Raw genomic sequence first — 18,027 nt, 5'->3', positions numbered from 1 at the left:
CGACCATCGCGGAGGTTGTCATGCACCAGCCCGCCATCCCTCATCTCGCCCTCGCCGACCCCGACATCGCCGGACTGGTCGAGGCGGAGGCCCGGCGACAGTTCGAGAAGGTCCGGCTCATCGCGTCCGAGAACTACGTCTCGCCCGCCGTCCTCGAGGCCACCGGCACGGTGCTGACCAACAAATACTCAGAGGGCTATCCGGGGCGGCGCTACTACGAGGGCCAGCAGAACGTCGACCCGGTCGAGTTGCTCGCCGTCGACCGTGCCAAGGCACTGTTCGGCGTCGAGCACGCCAACGTGCAGCCGTACTCCGGCGCGCCCGCCAACCTCGCGGTTTATCTGGCGTTCGCCCAGCCCGGTGACACGATCATGGGGATGGCGCTGCCGATGGGTGGTCACCTCACGCACGGCTGGTCGGTCTCGGCCAGCGGCAAGTGGTTCAACGCCGTCCGCTACTCGGTCCGCGCGGACGGCCCCGACGCCGGCCGGGCCGATCTTGACGAGGTACGCGAGCTCGCGCTGAAGGAGCGACCCAAACTGATCTTCTGTGGCGGCACGGCGATCCCGCGGACCATCGACTTCCCCGCCTTCGCCGAGATCGCCCGCGAGTCCGGCGCGGTACTGGTCGCCGATGTCGCGCACATCGCGGGGCTGATCGCCGGTGGAGCCCACCCCTCGCCCGTCGGGTACGCCGACGTCATCTCGACCACCACCCACAAGACCTTGCGCGGACCGCGCGGGGCGATGCTGATGTCGACGGCCGAGCACGCGACGGCGATCGACAAGGCCGTCTTCCCCGGCCTGCAGGGCGGCCCGCACGACCACACCACGGCGGCGATCGCCGTGGCCCTCAGGGAGGCCTCCACATCGGAGTTCTCCGCGTACGCCCACCAGATCGTGGCGAACGCCAAGGCGCTCGCCGAGGCGCTGCTGGAGCGCGGTTTCGACCTGGTGTCGGGAGGCACGGACAACCACCTGATCCTGGTCGATCTGACCGGCAAGGGGGTCGCCGGGAAGCCGGCGGCGCGGGCACTCGACCGGGCTGGGATCGAGCTCAACTACAACACCGTGCCGTTCGATCCGCGCAAGCCGTTCGACCCGTCGGGGGTTCGTCTCGGCACCGCCGCGATCACCACCCGCGGCCTCACCCCGGAGCTGATGCCGCGGATCGCCGACTGGATCGACCAGGCGGTCCAGGCCGCCGCCAAGGAGGACGACGCCGCCCTCGACGGCATCGCCGCGCAGGTGCGGGAGCTGCTCGCGGCCTACCCCATGCCGGGGTGGGCTCAGACACCGTGAGCGGCACCGGGAGCTGAGCCGGCCGGGCCGGTCGGCTCAGCTCCCGGACGAGCGGGCTCAGCTCCCGGACGGGCGGGCTCAGCGCCCCGGCCGGGCGGGCTCAGCTCTCGGCCGGGCGGGCTCAGCGCCCCGGCCGGGCGGACCGGCGCATGATGGTGATCATGCGCCAGGCCTCGGGGGAGTCGAGTGGCACACCGGCGGTGAAGTCGCCGTGCTGCTCAACCACCTCCAGCATCCCGGACAGCCGGATGGCCGCGGTGAGCTCGGTCGCCGTCCAGAACCGGTAGGGGACGACGTCCCGGATCACCAGGGTCTCGCCGCCCGTCGTGACGGTCACGGTGACGTGGTCGTCGACCATCTGTGTGAGGGGATCGAGCCGGTCGCCCGGCTCGCCCCAGCGGACGGTGGCGTGCGCGCCCGCGCGTTCGACCTGCCAGCCGGTGCTGACCCTCGGTTCGTCGGTCAGCCGGTCGGCGGGGTGGCTCATTTCCAGGACGTAGAGCCCGTCCGGCTCGAGGTGCGCCGCGGTGCGGTCCAGGTGGGCGACGAGATCGTCCAGCGTCGACAGGTGCGCGGTGGAGTCGAGCATCGTGACGATGAGGTCGAACCGGCGGCCGAGCTCGAAGGCTGCCATGTCCGCCCGCACGACGGCGAGCCGTACCCCGGTGAGCCCGGCCTGCTCCGCGGCGTACTCGCACATCGCCGGATTGAGGTCGAGCGCGGTGGCGGCCACTCCCCGCCGGGCGAACTCGCGGGCGTGTTCCGCGGGCCCCGCCGCCAGCTCGAGTACGGTGCGCACCGGCGGCCGGTGCTCCGCGCACCAGCCGAGCACGGCGTCGACCTCAGCGGCGACGTCACGAAAGGAGCAGGCCAGCTCGTACGCCCACGGGTTGTCATAGATGCCGGTCACCAGGACATCGTCCCAGCACCGGCATGGGTCAACGGCCTCGGGCGGTTCCGCGCCCCGACCGCGCCACCGACCGCGCCAACGACCGGCCGCGGCGGTCGCCCGCCGCCGGTTCCGCGCCGGCTCCGCCGGGTCGACCGGCCCGGTGGTCGAGCCGAAGCCTGATCTCCACTACGCCGGGCCGGCCGGACGCGCGGACCCGGCCGCCGAAGGACACGAGGAGCTCGCGCATGCGGGCGTTCTCGTCGAGCACGGCCGCGCGCAGCTCCACCAGCCCCTGCTCCCGCGCCATCGTCACCAGCAGCTCGGTGAGCGCCCGGCCGAGCCCTCGCCCCTGCCACTGATCTTCGATCAGGAACGCCGTCTCGGCGACGCCGGGATCGAGCACGTGCATCAGGTGGGCGAGGGCCAGGACGGAACCGTCCGGTCCTTCGGCCACCAGGGTCAGGCCGTGCGAACGCCGGGAGAAGGTGTCGAGCAGGCGCTGTGCGATGGCCGGCTCGGCGCTGAAGTAGCGCAGCCGGCGGCTCTCGGCCGAGCAGCGCTCGTGCATGGCGCGGACGGCCGCCCCGTCACGCTCTTCGAGAGGCCGTACGACGATCTCGGTGCCGTCTCTGAGTGACACCCGCCGCCGGGTCGGACCGGACACCACGCCGGGGAGCGCCGCCCGTACGAGCGCGTCGGCACGCGCCGCCTCGGTCGCGGTGAAGGGCAGCCCCGCCCGCCGCAGCCGAACGGCCCGCCGACGGTCGATCGGCACCGTGAGCGTGTCGGCCGGCTCGTCATCGGCCGCGAGCGGCCCGTCCACGCTGTGGACCACACTGCGGGCCTCGTCCGCGCGGAGCAGGTCGGCGAGGACCTCAGGCAGTGCCCGAGGGTCGGCGCGCAGCCGGGCGACGAGGGTGAGCACGCGGGTCGGCTCGTCCACGAGCTCGCGGGGATCGGCGGGGACCACCGCCGTACGGCTGCCACCCGCCGCCTCGAGCACGGCGGTGAGGGCGCCCCGGTCGGTGTCCGGCGGCACGTCGACGACGAATTCGTCCACCACGCCGTCGGTGCCGACCTGTACGGACAGGTCGAGGATGTTCGCCCGCTCGGCGGCGAGTGCGGCGGTGAGGACCGCGAGCCGGCCGGGCCGATCGTCGATCTCGGTGCGGATCCGCATCAGCGGCATGGGTTCCTCCCCGGCGTCGTGGCTGAGATCGCTAAGAAAATCATCATTACCGACATTCGCCGACATTTGTTACAGACTGACTACAGGGGGATGAGCAGGCCGTTTCTGGTCCTGTCACGTCCTGCCTCCTCATCGTGGGATCGGTTTCGGGGGATCGGTCCCCGTGGTCTGCCGCACCGGCGTTGACCGGGTGACCTGGTACGGGCCGGGTCGGCCAAGGCGACCGGTCCCGTGCGCGATGTGCTTGGCGCGTTCTTGGCATAACGTGCGGTAGATGATCGACCCTCAGGGCGCCGAGAGCGCGCACGACCGGCCCTCCGGCCGGCTGCCGCCGCTTGATCCGCATCTGCTCGACGAGGCGCAGGGGGAGGTGTACGGCGCCATCACCGGCGGCCCCCGGGCCGACCGGTCCGCCGCGCCGAGCAACATCGACGCGGACGGCCGGCTGCGCGGGCCCTTCAACGCCATGCTCTACAGCCCCGCCGTCGGCCTGCCCCTGCAGGAGCTCGGTGCCGCCCTGCGCTTCCGCACGGGCTTCACGAGCCGCGAGCGTGAGATCGCGACGCTGGTGGTGGCCGCCCACGAGCGCTCGGACTTCGAGTGGTACGCCCACGAGCGGCTCGGCCGTGCCGCCGGGCTGAGCGAGGGGGAGCTCACCGCGCTGCGATGCGGGGATGACCCGGTCTTCGCGGACGCCCGCGAGCGCGTCGTGCACGAGGCCACCCGGCAGCTGATCGCCGACGGGGACCTCGGCGATCCGCTGTACGTCGAGGCGGCGGCCGTGCTGGGCCGGGCGGGCATGGTGGAACTCGTCACCCTCGTCGGCTACTACGCGGCCCTCGCGCTGCAGATGCGGCTGTTCCGGGTCGTCGTGCCCGAGGGCGAGCCGGCCCCCGAGTGGCCGCCGGGCCGCCCGTCCGCCGGTTGATCCGGAACCTGGGCGGCCTCAGCGGCCGGGGTGGTCACGGCGAGGCGATGCGCTCGATGCCCGGCGGCAGCTGGCTCGCGGCCGCCCGGTCGAGCAGGACGAGGGTCCGCCGCCGCCCGCGAGCGCCCGCCGCCGGCACCTGCACCGGGCCGGCGTCCGAGAGGGCGAGGCGGACGGCCCTGGCCTTCTCCTCGCCGGCCGCGATCATCCAGACCTCCTTGGCGGCCTGAATCGACGGCAACGTCAGGGTGATCCGGACGGGCGGCGGCTTCGGCGCGCCGCGTACCGCCACGACCGGGCGCTCGTCGTGCAGCGCGGGCATCCCCGGGAAGAGCGACGCCACATGCCCGTCCGGGCCGACCCCGAGCATGAGCACGTCGAACGACGGCACCGGCCCGTGGTCCTCGGGCCGGGCGGCGGCCCGCAGCTCCGCGGCGTACTGCTCCGCGGCCGCCTCGGGTTCGTTGCCGGCCGGCCCGTCACTCGCCGGCATCGGGTGCACCCGTGCCGGGTCGACGTCCACATGGTCGAGCAGGGCGGCACGGGCCCCCGTCTCGTTGCGCTCCGGATGCCCGGCCGGAAGGAAGCGCTCGTCCCCCCACCAGACGTCGAGATTTCGCCAGTCGATCGCCTCGCGTGCGCCGGAGGCGGCCAGTTCGCGCAGCACGGCGGTGCCGACCCCACCCCCTGTGAGGACCACCGATCCCGTGCCACGAGCGGACTGGACGTCCACCAGCCGGGTCACGAGACGGGCGGCCACGGCCTTCGCCAGCACGGTCGGGTCGCGATGGACCAGGACGGTCGGGGGGCTCACTGGCCGGTCGCCACGTCGTCGGCCTCGCTCCCGGCCTCGCTCCCGGCCTTGCTCCCGGCCTCGCTCCCGGTGCCGTCCGTCGACGCCGTCGCGGCGAGGTTCTTGGCGAACCAGGCGGCCGTCTCCTGATAGACCTCATCGGGATCGAGCCGCCGCAGCTCCTCGGCCAGAAGCTCCGCGATCGGCCGCCGGTGCAGGGCGACCTGACGTTCCGGCTGCCCCGGCCACAACAGCGTGGCGACCCGCCCGTCCGGGCGCGTCACGGCGATCTCGCCGTCCGAGGTGGCCAGCCGCACGGCCGTGATGCCGGGGCCGTCGGAGATGGTGCGTCGCAGCGGCACCGCGAGGCGCATCGCCAGCCACGAGGCCAGGAGCTCCGCGCTGGGGCTGTCCCGCTCGGCCTCGACCTCGCCGGACATGATGTCGCCATGGCGCTGGTCCAGCGCGGCGGCGAGCAGCGTGCGCCAGGGGGTCAGCCGGGTCCACGCGAAGTCGGTGTCGCCGGGCTTGTAGACGTCGGCCAGCCGGGCCAGCGTCGCGAGCCGGTCGGGGGCCGCGTAGGCGTCGGTCACCCGGCGCTGCGCGAGGGCTCCCAGCGGGTCTTCGCCCGGCACGTTCGCCGCGTTACCGGGCCACCAGGTCACCACCGGCGTGTCGGGCACGAGCAGCGGCATCACCACCGAGTCGGCGTGCTCGGCGAGCGGACCGTACATCCGCAGCAGGACGGTCTCGCCCGGCCCCGTCTCGCCCATGCGGATCTCGGCGTCGAGCCGCGACGAGCTTCCGCGCGGGTCGCGGGAGATCACCGTGAGGATCCGGCACGGGTGCTCCCGCGCGGCCTCGGTCGAGGCGCGCACGGCGTCGTACTGCGCCGACTCGTCCGCGACAATGACCAGCGTGAGCACCATGCCGACCGCGGGGCCACCCATCAGATGGCGGGCCTGCAGCAGCGACTCCTGGATGCGGCGCGTAGTGGTGTGCGTGAGGTCGATGTGCATGCTCAGAGCCTCCTCCACTGGCGGCCGTCCCGGGCCATGAGCCGGTCCGCGGACTCCGGGCCGTACCCGCCGGCGGGATACTGCTCCGGCTTACCCTGCCGGGCCCAGTGCGCCTCGATCGGATCCAGGATCATCCAGGAGAGCTCTACCTCCTCCTGCCGTGGGAACAGCGGCGGATCGCCGATCAGCACGTCCAGCAGCAGGCGCTCGTAGGCCTCGGGCGACGCCTCGGTGAAGGACTCGCCATAGGCGAAGTCCATGTTGACGTCGCGGACCTCCATCGACGTGCCGGGCACCTTGGAGCCGAACCGGAGTGTGACGCCCTCGTCCGGCTGGACCCGGATGACGAGCGCGTTTTGCCCGAGCTCCTCGGTGTCGGTCTCCGAGAACGGCAGGTGCGGCGCGCGCTGGAACATCACGGCCACCTCGGTCACCCGGCGGCTGAGCCGCTTTCCGGTGCGCAGGTAGAACGGCACGCCCGCCCAGCGCCGCGAGTCGATGCCGAGCTTGATCGCCGCGTAGGTCTCGGTGGTCGAGTCAGGCGAAATCCCCTCCTCGTCCAGGTAGCCGCCGACCTTCACCCCGCCCTGCCAGCCCCCGGCGTACTGCCCTCGGGCGGTGTACAGGCCGAGGTCGTCCGGCACCCGCACCGCCGACAGGACCTTCGCCTTCTCCATCCGCACCGCCTCCGCGTTGAAGGAGGTGGGCTCCTCCATCGCGGTCAGCGCCATCAGCTGCAGCAGGTGGTTCTGAATCACGTCGCGTGCCGCGCCGATGCCGTCGTAGTAGCCGGCCCGGCCGCCGATGCCGATGTCCTCGGCCATGGTGATCTGCACGTGGTCGACGTACGAGCGGTTCCAGACCGGTTCGAAGAGCGCGTTGGCGAAGCGCAGGGCCAGGATGTTCTGCACCGTCTCCTTGCCGAGGTAATGGTCGATCCGGAAGATCGACTCCTCGGGGAAGACCTGATGGAGGAGTTTGTTCAGCTCCATCGCGCTGGCCAGGTCATGACCGAACGGCTTCTCGATGACCACCCGGCGCCAGCCGTCGTCGCCCTGGGCGAGCCCGCTGCGCTGCAGCTGCTCGGTGGCGACCGGGAAGAGCTTCGGCGGGATGGACAGGTAGAAGGCGTAGTTGCCGCCGGCTCCGCGGTCGCGGTCGAGCTCCTTGACGGTCTGCGCGAGCCGGTCGAAGGCCTCCGGGTCGTCCAGCTCACCCGGCACGAAGTGCATGCCGTCGGACAAGTGCTTCCATACGTCCTCACGGAACGGCGTGCGCGCGTGCTCCTTGACGGCCTCGAACGCGACCGCCCGGAAGTCCTGGTTCTCCCACTCGCGCCGGGCGAAGCCGACGAGGGAGAACCCCGGGGGAAGCAGGCCACGGTTGGCCAGATCATAGATCGCGGGCAGCAGCTTCTTGCGGGCGAGGTCACCGGTCACGCCGAAAAGGATCAGCATGCACGGGGGGGCGACACGTGGGAGCCGTTTGTCTCGTGGGTCCCGCAACGGGTTGGCCATCTCACCGGTCTGCTGTGTTGGTCTCTGGGCGGGCGAACTCATGCCCCTCCTCGGGCTGCTTCGAGCAAGTGTGCGATCCCGGTCCAGCGATTGTGCAGGTGCAGGCGGACGACCGGCCGCCCCCGCTCGCTGAGCCCCCGGACATCTCCGAGCGCGTCCGCGAGTTGCAGACCGCTCAGCCGGTATCGCTTATCTGGAACAGCAGCGTCATGCATGACGTTCCCGGTCAGTATCAGAAATACGCCCTTCTCTATACCTCTATCAGGGAATACCGGGTAAAACGGTCCCCACTCGACCGTGACCGGCCTGCCGCAGCGCGACGCGAGCAGTGCCGCCAACCGGCGAACCCCGTTGCCCTGCCCTTGTGCCCGATCCCGATCGAGATACGCCATGACCGTGACGTACCCATCCGGCGGCATGGCGCCGATCAGCCCGTCGAGCACGCCCTTGAGGTCTCTCACACTGGGGAGGAGCTTCTCGTCGGCGTGGACCTCGATGACATCGGTGGCCGGGCCCACGGTGAACGCGGGAGCCCCGACCGGTGAGCCCGCCGGCCAGTCACCGGCCCGCGCCGTGCCGGTGTCTCCGGGGCCGGTCTCTCCGGTGCGGGCCTCTTCGGCGTCGGCCTCTTCCGGGTCCGTCTCCGCGTCCGTGGCCGTGTCCGCCGGTGTGTCCGCCGGTGTGTCCGTCGCGGTGTTCGCCCGTGGGTCCGTCGCGGTGCGGGTCTGTCGTGGGCCGGGCCCCGTACGGATCCGGGTCGCGAAAGGGTCGGCCGCCAGCAGGTAGGCGGCGACGGCGGCGGCGTACTCCCACACCACGAGCTGGGCGCCGAGCGGCCCCGACACGGTCGCCTCGTCCTGGTGCGGCCGCCCGTCGAGAGCGATCTGGAACAGATCGTCGGCGGGCGCCAGCGGAAGCCCGCCCTGCTGCACCACCGGTGTCAGCCCGCCGTGCGTTGCGCCGCTCAGCAGCGACGCGATCCACGGGCCGAGCCCGGCCGACCGCGCGGGGAAGTCACCGAGGACCACCTTGTCACGGCCGGCCCGAGCGCACCCGCCCAGGATCGCGCCGAGGACGAGCCCGGGGTTGTTCTCCGGCCGGGTCAGTGACGGCAGCACCGAGGTCGCCACGTCGAGCAGTTCCGCCACGTCGACCCCGGCGAGAGCGGCGGGCACGAGCGAGGCCGGGGAGAGGGCTCCGAAGACCTGCCCCGCGACGCCGTCGACGACGGTGTGGCCCTCCTTCTCGGCGCGTGCGGCACCCGGGCTGCCCGGCTCGGCCAGGAAGACGAATCGCTCGGCGACCTCGGCCCGTGACAGACCCTTGTCCCGCAGCGCCTGGGCGAGGATCCGGTGCAGCGCGTCGGTGCCGGCGCTCTCGCCGGTGATCACCACGAGCATGCGGTGGAGCAGACCCTCATCGAGGCTCACGCGCAGCAGGGGTGCCGGATCGCGGCCGTCGAGAACGGTGAGCGGCGTCCGCCGGGCCCGGGGGGCCGCCGTGGCGGGGTCTCGGAGTCCGCTGCGCGCGAGCAGCTCGGCCGCCCTCGCCTGGGGACCCGAGCCCACCAGGACGACATCGGTCAGTCCCGCGGCGCGGCCGCGTTCCACCAGCGCGCCGATCTCCGCGAGCAGCGCGCGGGCGGGCCCCGGCTGGGCGGGCCAACACACGTGCGACGCCGGTTCCCGCGCGCCGGGTTCACTCTCGGGATAGGTCGCTCCGGACGGCCACAGCGTCGGATCCTCGGAGGCGAGGCGGACCGGGACCTCGTCGATCCACAGGCGGCCCAGCACTCGCTCGGCCGCCTCGCGCACCGGCCCCCGTGCCGTGATCCGCACGTCCTCCGCGCTGACCGCGGTGAAACCCCTCATCGGGCATCCCTCGCGATGTCGATCAGTCTTCCGGCCCCCTCGATGGGGTCGCGCAGATGCAGCCGCAGGACCGGGATCCCGCGGCGGCGCAGTGCCCGCACGTCGGCGAGTGCACGCGCCAGTTGCAACTTCCCGAGAGTGTACGGCCGGCCCGGCACCGCGTGGTCGGCCAGGTCGGCGCCGGTCACCACAAGGAACGCGCCGTTGCGCGGCCCGTCCTTGTGGAACGACCCGGTGCCGTGCAGATAGCCCGGCCCGGACCCGTACGCAACAGGGCGGCGGATGCGGCGCGCCAGCGACGGTGCGAGGTAGCGGCCGGAGAAGTCACCGGACAGATAGGTGAGGATCGACAGGTAGCCGGTGGCAGGGACGCGGCGCAACAGGGCCTCGACCCCGCCGGCCAGGCTGTAGGAGTCGAATCCGGACGGCTCGGTGTAGACCTCGATCCCGCCGTCGACGAACGACGGCTGACCGGTCGGCAGCGGTCCGTGGCCGGCGTTCTGCAGTATGGTCGCGGCGTCGTCTTCGGTCTCCTGGATCACGTCGTGGGCGGACTCGAACGGGTTGACGCCCATGAGCCAGCCGGCCACCGCGGTGGCGTACTCCCACAACAGGAACTGGGCGCCGAGCGGGGCCCACAGCGAGGTGTCGGCGTCGGTCGCGGCGGGGCTCTGCGGGTTGACGGCGATGCCGTGCAGGTCGGGGCAGGTGTCGGTACCGGGCAGACCGGCCGGATCGAGCGGCAGGATGCCGCGACCCCGCTTGCCGGTGCCGGTGGCGAGCAGCTGCGAGATCCAGCCGGTCAGGGCCGAGCCACCGCCGGGCTCACGCAGGACCATCTTGTCCCGGACGACGCCGCCCGGGGGTGGCTGGGCGCATCCGCCGAGCACGGCGCCGAGGAGCAGTCCCGGATTGTCGTCCTCGCGCGCGAGTGAGGACGACGCGGCGGCGGCCTGGTCGAGCAGCGGCGCCACGTCGGTGCCGGCCAGGATCGCCGGCACCAGGCCGTACGCCGACAGCGCGCCGAAATGACCGGGCAGGTACGGGTCGGTCAGCCCGACGCGGTAACCGCACTGGCCGGCGAACTCGCTGAGGGGGCTGCCGTGGTCGGTGATGACCACGAACCGGCCGGCGATCTCCTGCTCGGACAGGCCATGGTCGCGGAACGCCTGCACGAGCACGCGGCGATAGGCGTCGCCCTCGATGGACACGCCCGCCTTGCTGGAGAGGATCACCAGTGTGCGGTCGAGCCGTTTGAGCACGGTGTCGAGGGCGGCCGTGTCCGCGCCGTCGAGAACGGTGACGTCCCCGCGCGGATCCGCGCCGCCCCCGGCGTCGATGATCGCCTGTGCCGCGAGGCCCTCCGCGCCCAGACCGACGAGCACGAGGTGGTCGAGACCGGAGTAGCGCACCTCGGCGACGAGGTCGTCGAGCTGTGCGAGGAGTGCTTGTGAACTCTCCGGAAGGTCGAGCCAGCCCAGCCGGCTGTGGTCGACCGCCCGGCGGCCCCAGAGCCGGGGATCCTTGGCCGCGAGGGCCGCGGGAACTCCGCAGGTGATCAGGTAGTCGCGCGCCTTGAGCGCTGTATCGAGCACCTCACCGCGGGTGAGTACATCGAACCCAGACAACGTTCCCTCCTCAGTCCCAATCGTTTCAGGAGAGAACGGGCACTCGCGACCCACTCGCCGATCTCACGTGATGTCGGGTGACCCACCTTACGCTGCGATCACACGGGTCGGTGGACGCACGCTCACGTTGGCGCATCGCGCGACGGCACGCTCGGCTCAGCTCTTCAGCGCGTCGAGCAGCTGATCCAAACCCTCGGCCCGGTCGCGCAGGTGGAGGCGGACCGCCGGGCGGTCGCGGGACCGCAACGCGCGCAGATCGCCGAAGGCCTGGGCGAGTTGCAGTGCCTTGAGCGTGTAGGGCCGGCCCGGCACCGCGACGTCGTCGTGGACGGCACCGGTGATCTGCAGGAACAGGCCGGTCTGGGGTCCGCCCTTGTGATACTGCCCGGTCGAGTGCAGGAACCGAGGCCCCCAGCCGAAGGTGACCGGGACGGCGGTCTTGCGGGCCTGTGCCGAGCGCGCCGCCAGCAGCGGGCGCAGTTCGGTGGCGACGGCGTCGCCGATCCGGTCGAGGTAGGCCATGACCGCGACATAGCCCCGGTCGGGCACCGCCGTCAGCAGCGCGTCGAACACCGATCTGAGGTCCCTGGCACCGTTGAGAAGCTCCGTGGGGGCGTGGATCTCCACCGAGCCGGCGACCAGGGCCGGCTCAGCGTTGATGATCATAGGGGCGGTACCGTCGGTGGCGCCGCGCAGGAGCGCCGCCGTGTTGTCCTTGGACTCTTGGACATTGGGCTGGTCGAACGGGTTGACGCCGATGACCCGGCCCGCCACCGCCGTGGCGTACTGCCACAGCAGGAACTGCCCGCCGAGTGGCCCGCACACGCTGACGCCGGCCTCCTCGGCCGGGCCGGCCAGGCCGGCCGCGTGGGGACGCCCGCCGAGCACGAGCAGCAGCGCGTCGTCGGCCGCTTCGAAGCCGGGCGCGTCGACGCCTTCGACCACGACCGGCGCGATGCCCTTGCCGTCCTTGCCGGTCGACCCGGCGATCAACTGTTCGGCCCAGTCGCCCAGCCCGAGGATGCCGGAACCGTGGTCGGCGAGCACGAGTCTGTCCCGGCCGCCGAGCGCCGCCGCGCCCAGGGCCGAGCCGAGGGCCAGGCCGGGGTTGTCGTAGGGCTGGCGGAGGCTGGGGGACAGGGCCTCGGCCTCGTCCAGCAGCGAAACGACGTCCACCCCCGCGAGCGCGCTCGGCAGCAGCCCGAACGCCGAGAGGGCGGCGAAGCGGCCCCCCACGTCCGCGTCGCCGAGAACGATGTGGTGGCCCGCCCGGCGGCCCAGCGCCTCCAGTGGCGAGCCCGGGTCGGTGATCACCACGAAGCGGCGCCTCAGCTCCGCGCCGGTGATCCCCGAGTCCTCGAAGGCCCGCTCGAAGACGCGGCGGAGGCTGTCGGTCTCGATGGTGGTGCCGCTCTGGCTCGAGACCACCACGACGGTCCGCTCCAGCCGGTCCCGGGCGGCGGCGGCGACCTGGTGGGGGTCGGTGGTGTCCAGGACGGTGAGCTCCACCCCGGCGGTGCGGGTGATGGCCTCGGCGGCGAGTGACGCGCCGCCCATTCCCGCCAGCACGACGCGGTCGAGCCCGGCCGAGTCCACCTCGTCGAGCCGGGGGAGCAGCGAGCGGCACGTTGAGGGAAGGTCGAGCCAGCCCAGCCGCCGGGCCGCGTCAGGTGCCGCCTCGGGACCCCACAGCTGGGCGTTCCTGGTCGCCAGCGCCCCGGGGACGCCGTCGCTCAGGAGCCGGTCGAGGACCGTCTGGGCGTGGTCGGTGACCTCGCGGAGGGTGACCGACACCCCGCCCGCGGCCACCACGGACGTCACGCGCTCGCCCTGCGGCGTGATGGGCGCCCGCCGGGCGGCCTAGCGGCCGGCCCGGCCGGGCGGCCCTGTGTCACGCCTTGTCCTCCAGCTCCTTCTGGACGGTGCCGAGGAGTTCGTTCCAGGACGTCTCGAACTTCTCGACGCCCTCGTCCTCGAGCACCCGCACCACGTCGTCGTAGTCGATCGAGAGCTCCTTGAGTGCCGCCATGGTCTGGCGGGCCTCGTCGTAGTAGGGCCTGATCGTGTCGCCGCGGACCTCGCCGTGGTCGGCGACGGCGTTGAGCGTGGCCTCGGGCATCGTGTTGACCACGCCCGGGGCGACGAGCTCCACGACGTACATCGTGTCGGGCAGGGACGGGTCCTTCACGCCGGTCGACGCCCACAGCGGCCGCTGTGGGCGCGCCCCCGCCGCCTGGAGCGCCTTCCACCGGTCGGTCCCGGTCTTCTCCTCGAACAGCGCGTAGGCGAGCCGGGCGTTGGCCACGCCGGCCTTGCCCTTCAGCGCCTTCGCCTCCGCGGAACCGATCTTGTCGAGCCGCTTGTCGATCTCGGTGTCGACCCGGCTGACGAAGAACGACGCCACGGAAGCGATCTTCGACAGGTCGCGGCCGGCCTCCCTGGCCTTCTCGAGACCCTCGTAGAAGGCGTCGATGACCTGCCCGTACCGCTCCAGCGAGAAGATCAGCGTGACGTTGACGGAGATCCCCTCGGACAGCGCCTGCGTGATCGCCGGAAGTCCCTCGAGCGTGGCCGGGATCTTGATGAACAGGTTCGGCCGGTCGACCATCCACCACAGCGCGCGCGCCTCGGCGATCGTCTTCTCGGTGTCGCGGGCCAGCCGGGGGTCGACCTCGATCGACACCCGGCCGTCGAGGCCGTCAGTGCGCTCGTAGACGGGCCGCAGGACGTCGCACGCCCACCGGATGTCGTAGGTGGTGATCGCGCGCACGGCCTCCTCGACGCTCACGCCGCGTACCGCGAGGTCACGGACCTGGTCGTCGTAGGCCGCGCCCTTGCTCAGCGCCTTCGCGAAGATCGTCGGGTTCGACGTCACCCCGACGACGTCCTTCTCCTTGATCAGCTGCTCCAGGTTGCCCGTCCGGAGTCGCTCCCGGCTGATGTCGTCGAGCCAGATGGACACGCCCTCTTCGACGAGCCGCCGTAGGTTCTCGTTGCTCATTTCCTCGCCTCGCTCCTCGGTGTGTGCGCGCTCCTCCCACCTGGAGAGACCCGCGGTGGTCGAGCCGGAGCGCGCACTGCCGACTCAACTCCCATCGCTCTCTGCGCTCTCTTCCGGATCAGGTCCCGGTCGTGTGACCCTTTCCGGCCGCCCCCGCCTTGACGAGGCTCGCCCTGGCGGCCGTGACGATCCGCTCGGGAGTGATGCCGAACTGGTCGAACAGCGTCTTGTAGTCGGCCGAGGCGCCGAAGTGCTCCAGCGAGATCGACTCACCTGCGTCGCCGACGAACTCGCGCCAGCCGAGCGCCACCCCGGCCTCGACCGATACCCGCGCCCGTACGGACGGCGGCAGCACCGACTGCCGGTAGGCGTCGTCCTGGGCCTGGAACCACTCGACGCACGGCATCGACACGACCCGGGTGGGGGTGCCCTCGGCCTCGAGGGTCTCGCGGGCGGCCAGCGCGAGCTGCACCTCGCTGCCCGTGGCGATGAGGATGATGTCGGGCGTCCCGCTGCCGGCGTCCGCCAGGACATAGCCGCCCTTGGCGACGCCCGCCGCCGAGGCCACCTGTGACCGGTCGAAGGTCGGCACCTTCTGCCTGGTCAGGCAGAGGCCCGCGGGCCGGTCGGTGTGCTCGAGGATGGTCCGCCAGGCGACCGCCGTCTCGTTGGCGTCGGCCGGCCGTACGACGTCGAGGCCGGGGATCGCGCGGAGCGCCCACAGGTGCTCCACCGGCTGGTGGGTGGGGCCGTCCTCGCCGAGCCCGATCGAGTCGTGCGTCCAGACATAGGTGACCGGCAGGCCCATCAGGGCCGCGAGCCGCACGGCCGGGCGCATGTAGTCGCTGAAGACCAGGAACGTACCGCCGTACGGGCGGAGGCCGTCGTGCACCGCGATGCCGTTCAGGACCGCGCCCATGCCGTGCTCGCGCACGCCGAAGTGCAGGGTGCGGCCATAGGGGTTGCCGGGGAAGGCCTTGGTCTGGAGCTCGTCGGGGATGAAGGAGGGCTCGCCCTTCATCGTGGTGTTGTTGCTCTCCGCCAGGTCGGCGGACCCGCCCCACAGCTCCGGGAGCACCGGGGCGATCGCGGTGAGCACCTCGCCCGAGGCCGCGCGGGTGGCGAGATCCTTGCCCGCCTCGAACTCCGGCAGCTTCTTGTACCAGCCGTCGGGCAGCCGCCGCGCCGCGATGCGGTCGTACTCCGCTGCGCGCTCGGGATTGCTCGCGCGCCACGCCTCGTACAGCTTGTTCCACTCCGCGTGCAGCGCCTGGCCGCGTTCGACCGCCCCATGGGTGTGGGCGAGCACATCCTCGGGGACGTCGAACGTCTTGCCGGGGTCGAGGCCGAGGATCTCCTTGGTGGCCGCGACCTCGTCCGCGCCGAGCGCCGAGCCGTGGGCCTTTCCGGTGTTCCGCTTGTTCGGCGCGGGCCACCCGATGATGGTCCGCAGCACGATGAACGAGGGCCGTTCGGTCTCGGCCCGCGCGGCGGCGTAGGCCTCGGCGAGGGCCTGCACGTTCTCGTGGTAGTCGCCGCCCTCGGTCCAGTCGACCGTCTGGACGTGCCATCCGTAGGCCTCGTAGCGCTTGGCCACGTCCTCGGAGAACGCGATGTTGGTGTCGTCCTCGATGGAGATGTGGTTGTCGTCCCACAGCATGATCAGGTTGCCGAGCCGCTGGTGTGCCGCCAGCGCGGCCGCCTCGTGGCTGACGCCCTCCTCCATGTCCCCGTCCGAGGCGAACACCCAGATGTGGTGATCGAAGGTGCTCTTCGCGGGCTCGGCGTCCGGGTCGAACAGCCCCCGCTCGCGGCGGGCGGCCATCGCCATGCCGACCGCGTTGCCGACCCCCTGCCCGAGCGGGCCGGTGGTGGTCTCCACGCCGAGGGTGTGCCCGTGCTCGGGGTGTCCCGGCGTGAGGCTGCCCCATTTGCGCAGGGCCTTCAGGTCGTCGAGCGTGAGGGGGTGACCCGACAGGTAGAGCTGGATGTAGAGGGTCAGGCTCGAGTGCCCCATGGAGAGCACGAACCGGTCCCGGCCCGGCCAGTTGGGATCGGTCGGGTCGTGCCGCAGGAAGCGCTGGAAGAGCAGGTGGGCGGCGGGCGCGAGGCTCATCGCCGTGCCGGGGTGGCCCGAGCCGGCCTCCTCCACCGCGTCCATGGCGAGCGCGCGGACCACGTCCACTGCGCGCCGGTCCAGGTCGGACCACTCGATCGCGCCGTTCTCGGCACGGTCGTCAGTGCGGTCCTTGGGGCCGGTGTCCTTGGTGCTGCTGTCCTTACTCACCGAACGTTCAGGCTCCTCTCGAGCGACATGCACCCATCGTGAGGCATAGGCTCGCTGTTCATTTAAAAGATCGGGGCCGCCGGGATGTTGCTTCGCCGGCCGCCGTGACCGGCCGAGAGCGATGGCCGGGCGGTAGTCGACGGCCCTGTCGACGGCGATCGCCTCCGCGACCGAGCCTATCCAAGTCGCCGACCCGGCGGTCGGACCGCGGTACCGCCCCGCAAACGTTGCAATCCGACCCTTGCCCGATCGCCCCCGTGACTAACCACCCGGACAGGAGGTGCGAGGGGGGCTCGCCGCCACCCGATGGCCTGCGGATCGGCGAGTCCGGCGACCCCCTGCGCGACCTCTGGCAGGTCGGCACTACAGTGAGTGCGCGGTCGACGGGAACGGCTGCGGCACAATCGACAGAGCGCATGGCCCAGCGTGTGGCGGGGCATCGCATGGCGCGTAGGTGGACCTGGACCCATTGTGACGGTGCTCAGCAACAAGCTCGGGATCGAGCATGCCCAAGAGATGCCGCCGGCGGCTCCGGCCGGGGCGGTGATCGAACCGGCGGCACGCGGCCGGCGGTTCGGCGCGTCGCTGCGGGCCTACGTGGCGCTCACCAAGCCACGCGTCATCGAGCTGCTGCTGATCACGACGCTACCGGTGATGTTCCTGGCCGCCAAGGGCCTGCCGCCCGTCGGCACAGCGCTCGCCACGCTTCTCTTCGGCACGCTCTCGGCGGGCGCCGCCAACGCGATCAACTGCTACATCGACCGGGACATCGACGCGAAGATGCGCCGTACCCGGCGCAGGCCGCTGGCCCGCGCCGAGGTGAGCCCGGCCGCGGCGCTGGTCTTCGGCGTCACCCTGGCGGTGCTGTCGACCGCCGGCTTCGTGGTGATGGTCAATGCGCTCGCCGCCGCCCTGTCGGCGACCGCCATCCTCTACTACGTCTTCGTCTACTCCCTGCTGCTCAAGCGGCGCACGTCCCAGAACGTCGTCTGGGGCGGGATCGCGGGATGCATGCCGGTCCTCATCGGCTGGGTGGCGGTCACGGGATCGCTCGCGCTCACCCCGTTCCTGCTGTTCGGCGTCGTGTTCCTGTGGACCCCGCCGCACACCTGGACACTCGCCATGCGCTACCGCGAGGACTACGCGGCGGCGGGGGTGCCGATGCTGCCGGTCGTCGCCGGCGAGCGCCGAGTGATCATGGAGAGCCTCGCCTACACCTGGGCGACCGTCCTCTGCTCGCTGGCCCTGTGGCCGGTGGCGGGCATGAGCGTCTTCTACGGGGCGGTCGCCGTCGTGCTCGGCGGGGTGATCCTGGCCGAAGTGCACCGCCTGCTGAACCGGGCCAGGGCGGGTGCCACCGGTGTGGCGCTGCGCCCCATGCGTTTCTTCCATCTCTCCAACGTCTACATGGCGCTGCTGTTCTCGGCCGTCGCGGTCGATCCGTTCGTCGCCGGCTGGCTGCGCTAGAACCTCCGGCCGGCGTGCCGCCGGCGCCCTCCCGCCGCGCCGACCGGCCTGTCATCGCCGCGCCGACCAGGGCCTCCCGTCAGGGCCGACCGGCCGCTCCCGTCAGGGCCGACCGGCCGCTCCCGGCCGTGCCG

At 72.1% G+C, this 18,027-nt stretch carries 13 protein-coding genes; 3 read left to right on the top strand and 10 right to left on the bottom strand.

What is annotated here, in order from left to right:
* The first annotated feature begins 20 nt into the window (after positions 1-20).
* Positions 21-1,301 carry a serine hydroxymethyltransferase gene (glyA, locus tag HKK74_RS19760; protein WP_187244722.1) on the top strand — a complete coding sequence of 427 codons (1,281 nt, stop codon included), beginning with the start codon at positions 21-23 and terminating at the stop codon, positions 1,299-1,301.
* Between the two features lie 121 nt (positions 1,302-1,422).
* Here glyA and HKK74_RS19755 read toward each other — a convergent pair whose 3' ends face one another.
* The gene (locus tag HKK74_RS19755; protein ID WP_187244721.1) at positions 1,423-2,211 is read right to left on the bottom strand and encodes a class I SAM-dependent methyltransferase; all 789 of its coding nucleotides are present in this window, start codon (positions 2,209-2,211) and stop codon (positions 1,423-1,425) included.
* A 28-nt stretch (positions 2,212-2,239) separates the two neighbouring features.
* The gene (locus HKK74_RS19750; RefSeq protein ID WP_187244720.1) at positions 2,240-3,382 is read right to left on the bottom strand and encodes a GNAT family N-acetyltransferase; all 1,143 of its coding nucleotides are present in this window, start codon (positions 3,380-3,382) and stop codon (positions 2,240-2,242) included.
* A 274-nt stretch (positions 3,383-3,656) separates the two neighbouring features.
* On the opposite strand from HKK74_RS19750, the gene HKK74_RS19745 reads away from it, so the two are divergent.
* The gene (locus HKK74_RS19745; protein ID WP_187244719.1) at positions 3,657-4,310 is read left to right on the top strand and encodes a carboxymuconolactone decarboxylase family protein; all 654 of its coding nucleotides are present in this window, start codon (positions 3,657-3,659) and stop codon (positions 4,308-4,310) included.
* A gap of 34 nt (positions 4,311-4,344) precedes the next feature.
* Here the strand turns inward: HKK74_RS19745 and pgl are convergent, their stop codons facing one another.
* The 8 genes from pgl to tkt all read right to left on the bottom strand — a co-directional run bounded on the left by pgl (position 4,345) and on the right by tkt (position 16,300).
* A complete protein-coding gene (gene pgl / locus HKK74_RS19740) occupies positions 4,345-5,124 on the bottom strand; it encodes a 6-phosphogluconolactonase (protein WP_187244718.1) in 780 nt (259 codons plus the stop codon).
* Positions 5,121-6,122, bottom strand: coding sequence for a glucose-6-phosphate dehydrogenase assembly protein OpcA (locus HKK74_RS19735; RefSeq protein WP_187244717.1), 1,002 nt, complete (start codon positions 6,120-6,122; stop codon positions 5,121-5,123). The genes pgl and HKK74_RS19735 overlap by 4 nt, the downstream gene beginning before the upstream one ends.
* 2 nt (positions 6,123-6,124) lie before the next feature.
* Complete coding sequence (zwf, locus tag HKK74_RS19730; RefSeq protein WP_187244716.1) at positions 6,125-7,681, bottom strand: glucose-6-phosphate dehydrogenase; 1,557 nt, start codon at positions 7,679-7,681, stop codon at positions 6,125-6,127.
* Entirely contained in the window at positions 7,678-9,510 is a 1,833-nt protein-coding gene (locus HKK74_RS19725; RefSeq protein WP_187244715.1) for a hypothetical protein, read from the bottom strand. Before HKK74_RS19725 ends, zwf begins: the two co-directional genes overlap by 4 nt.
* Entirely contained in the window at positions 9,507-11,138 is a 1,632-nt protein-coding gene (locus HKK74_RS19720; protein ID WP_187244714.1) for a phosphoheptose isomerase, read from the bottom strand. Before HKK74_RS19720 ends, HKK74_RS19725 begins: the two co-directional genes overlap by 4 nt.
* 156 nt (positions 11,139-11,294) lie before the next feature.
* On the bottom strand, positions 11,295-12,959 hold the full coding sequence (locus HKK74_RS19715; protein WP_187244713.1) for a phosphoglucose isomerase-related protein: 1,665 nt from the start codon (positions 12,957-12,959) through the stop codon (positions 11,295-11,297).
* Between the two features lie 70 nt (positions 12,960-13,029).
* Entirely contained in the window at positions 13,030-14,139 is a 1,110-nt protein-coding gene (gene tal, locus HKK74_RS19710; RefSeq protein ID WP_187244712.1) for a transaldolase, read from the bottom strand.
* 118 nt (positions 14,140-14,257) lie between these two features.
* Complete coding sequence (tkt, locus tag HKK74_RS19705; protein WP_246491774.1) at positions 14,258-16,300, bottom strand: transketolase; 2,043 nt, start codon at positions 16,298-16,300, stop codon at positions 14,258-14,260.
* A 597-nt stretch (positions 16,301-16,897) separates the two neighbouring features.
* Between tkt and HKK74_RS19700 the strand changes: the two genes are divergently transcribed.
* A complete protein-coding gene (locus HKK74_RS19700; protein ID WP_312881621.1) occupies positions 16,898-17,893 on the top strand; it encodes a heme o synthase in 996 nt (331 codons plus the stop codon).
* Positions 17,894-18,027: the final 134 nt, after the last annotated feature.

This window comes from Actinomadura alba (assembly GCF_014323705.1).
Lineage (GTDB): Bacteria > Actinomycetota > Actinomycetes > Streptosporangiales > Streptosporangiaceae > Actinomadura_C > Actinomadura_C alba.
This window is presented reverse-complemented; position numbering and strand designations above follow the sequence as displayed.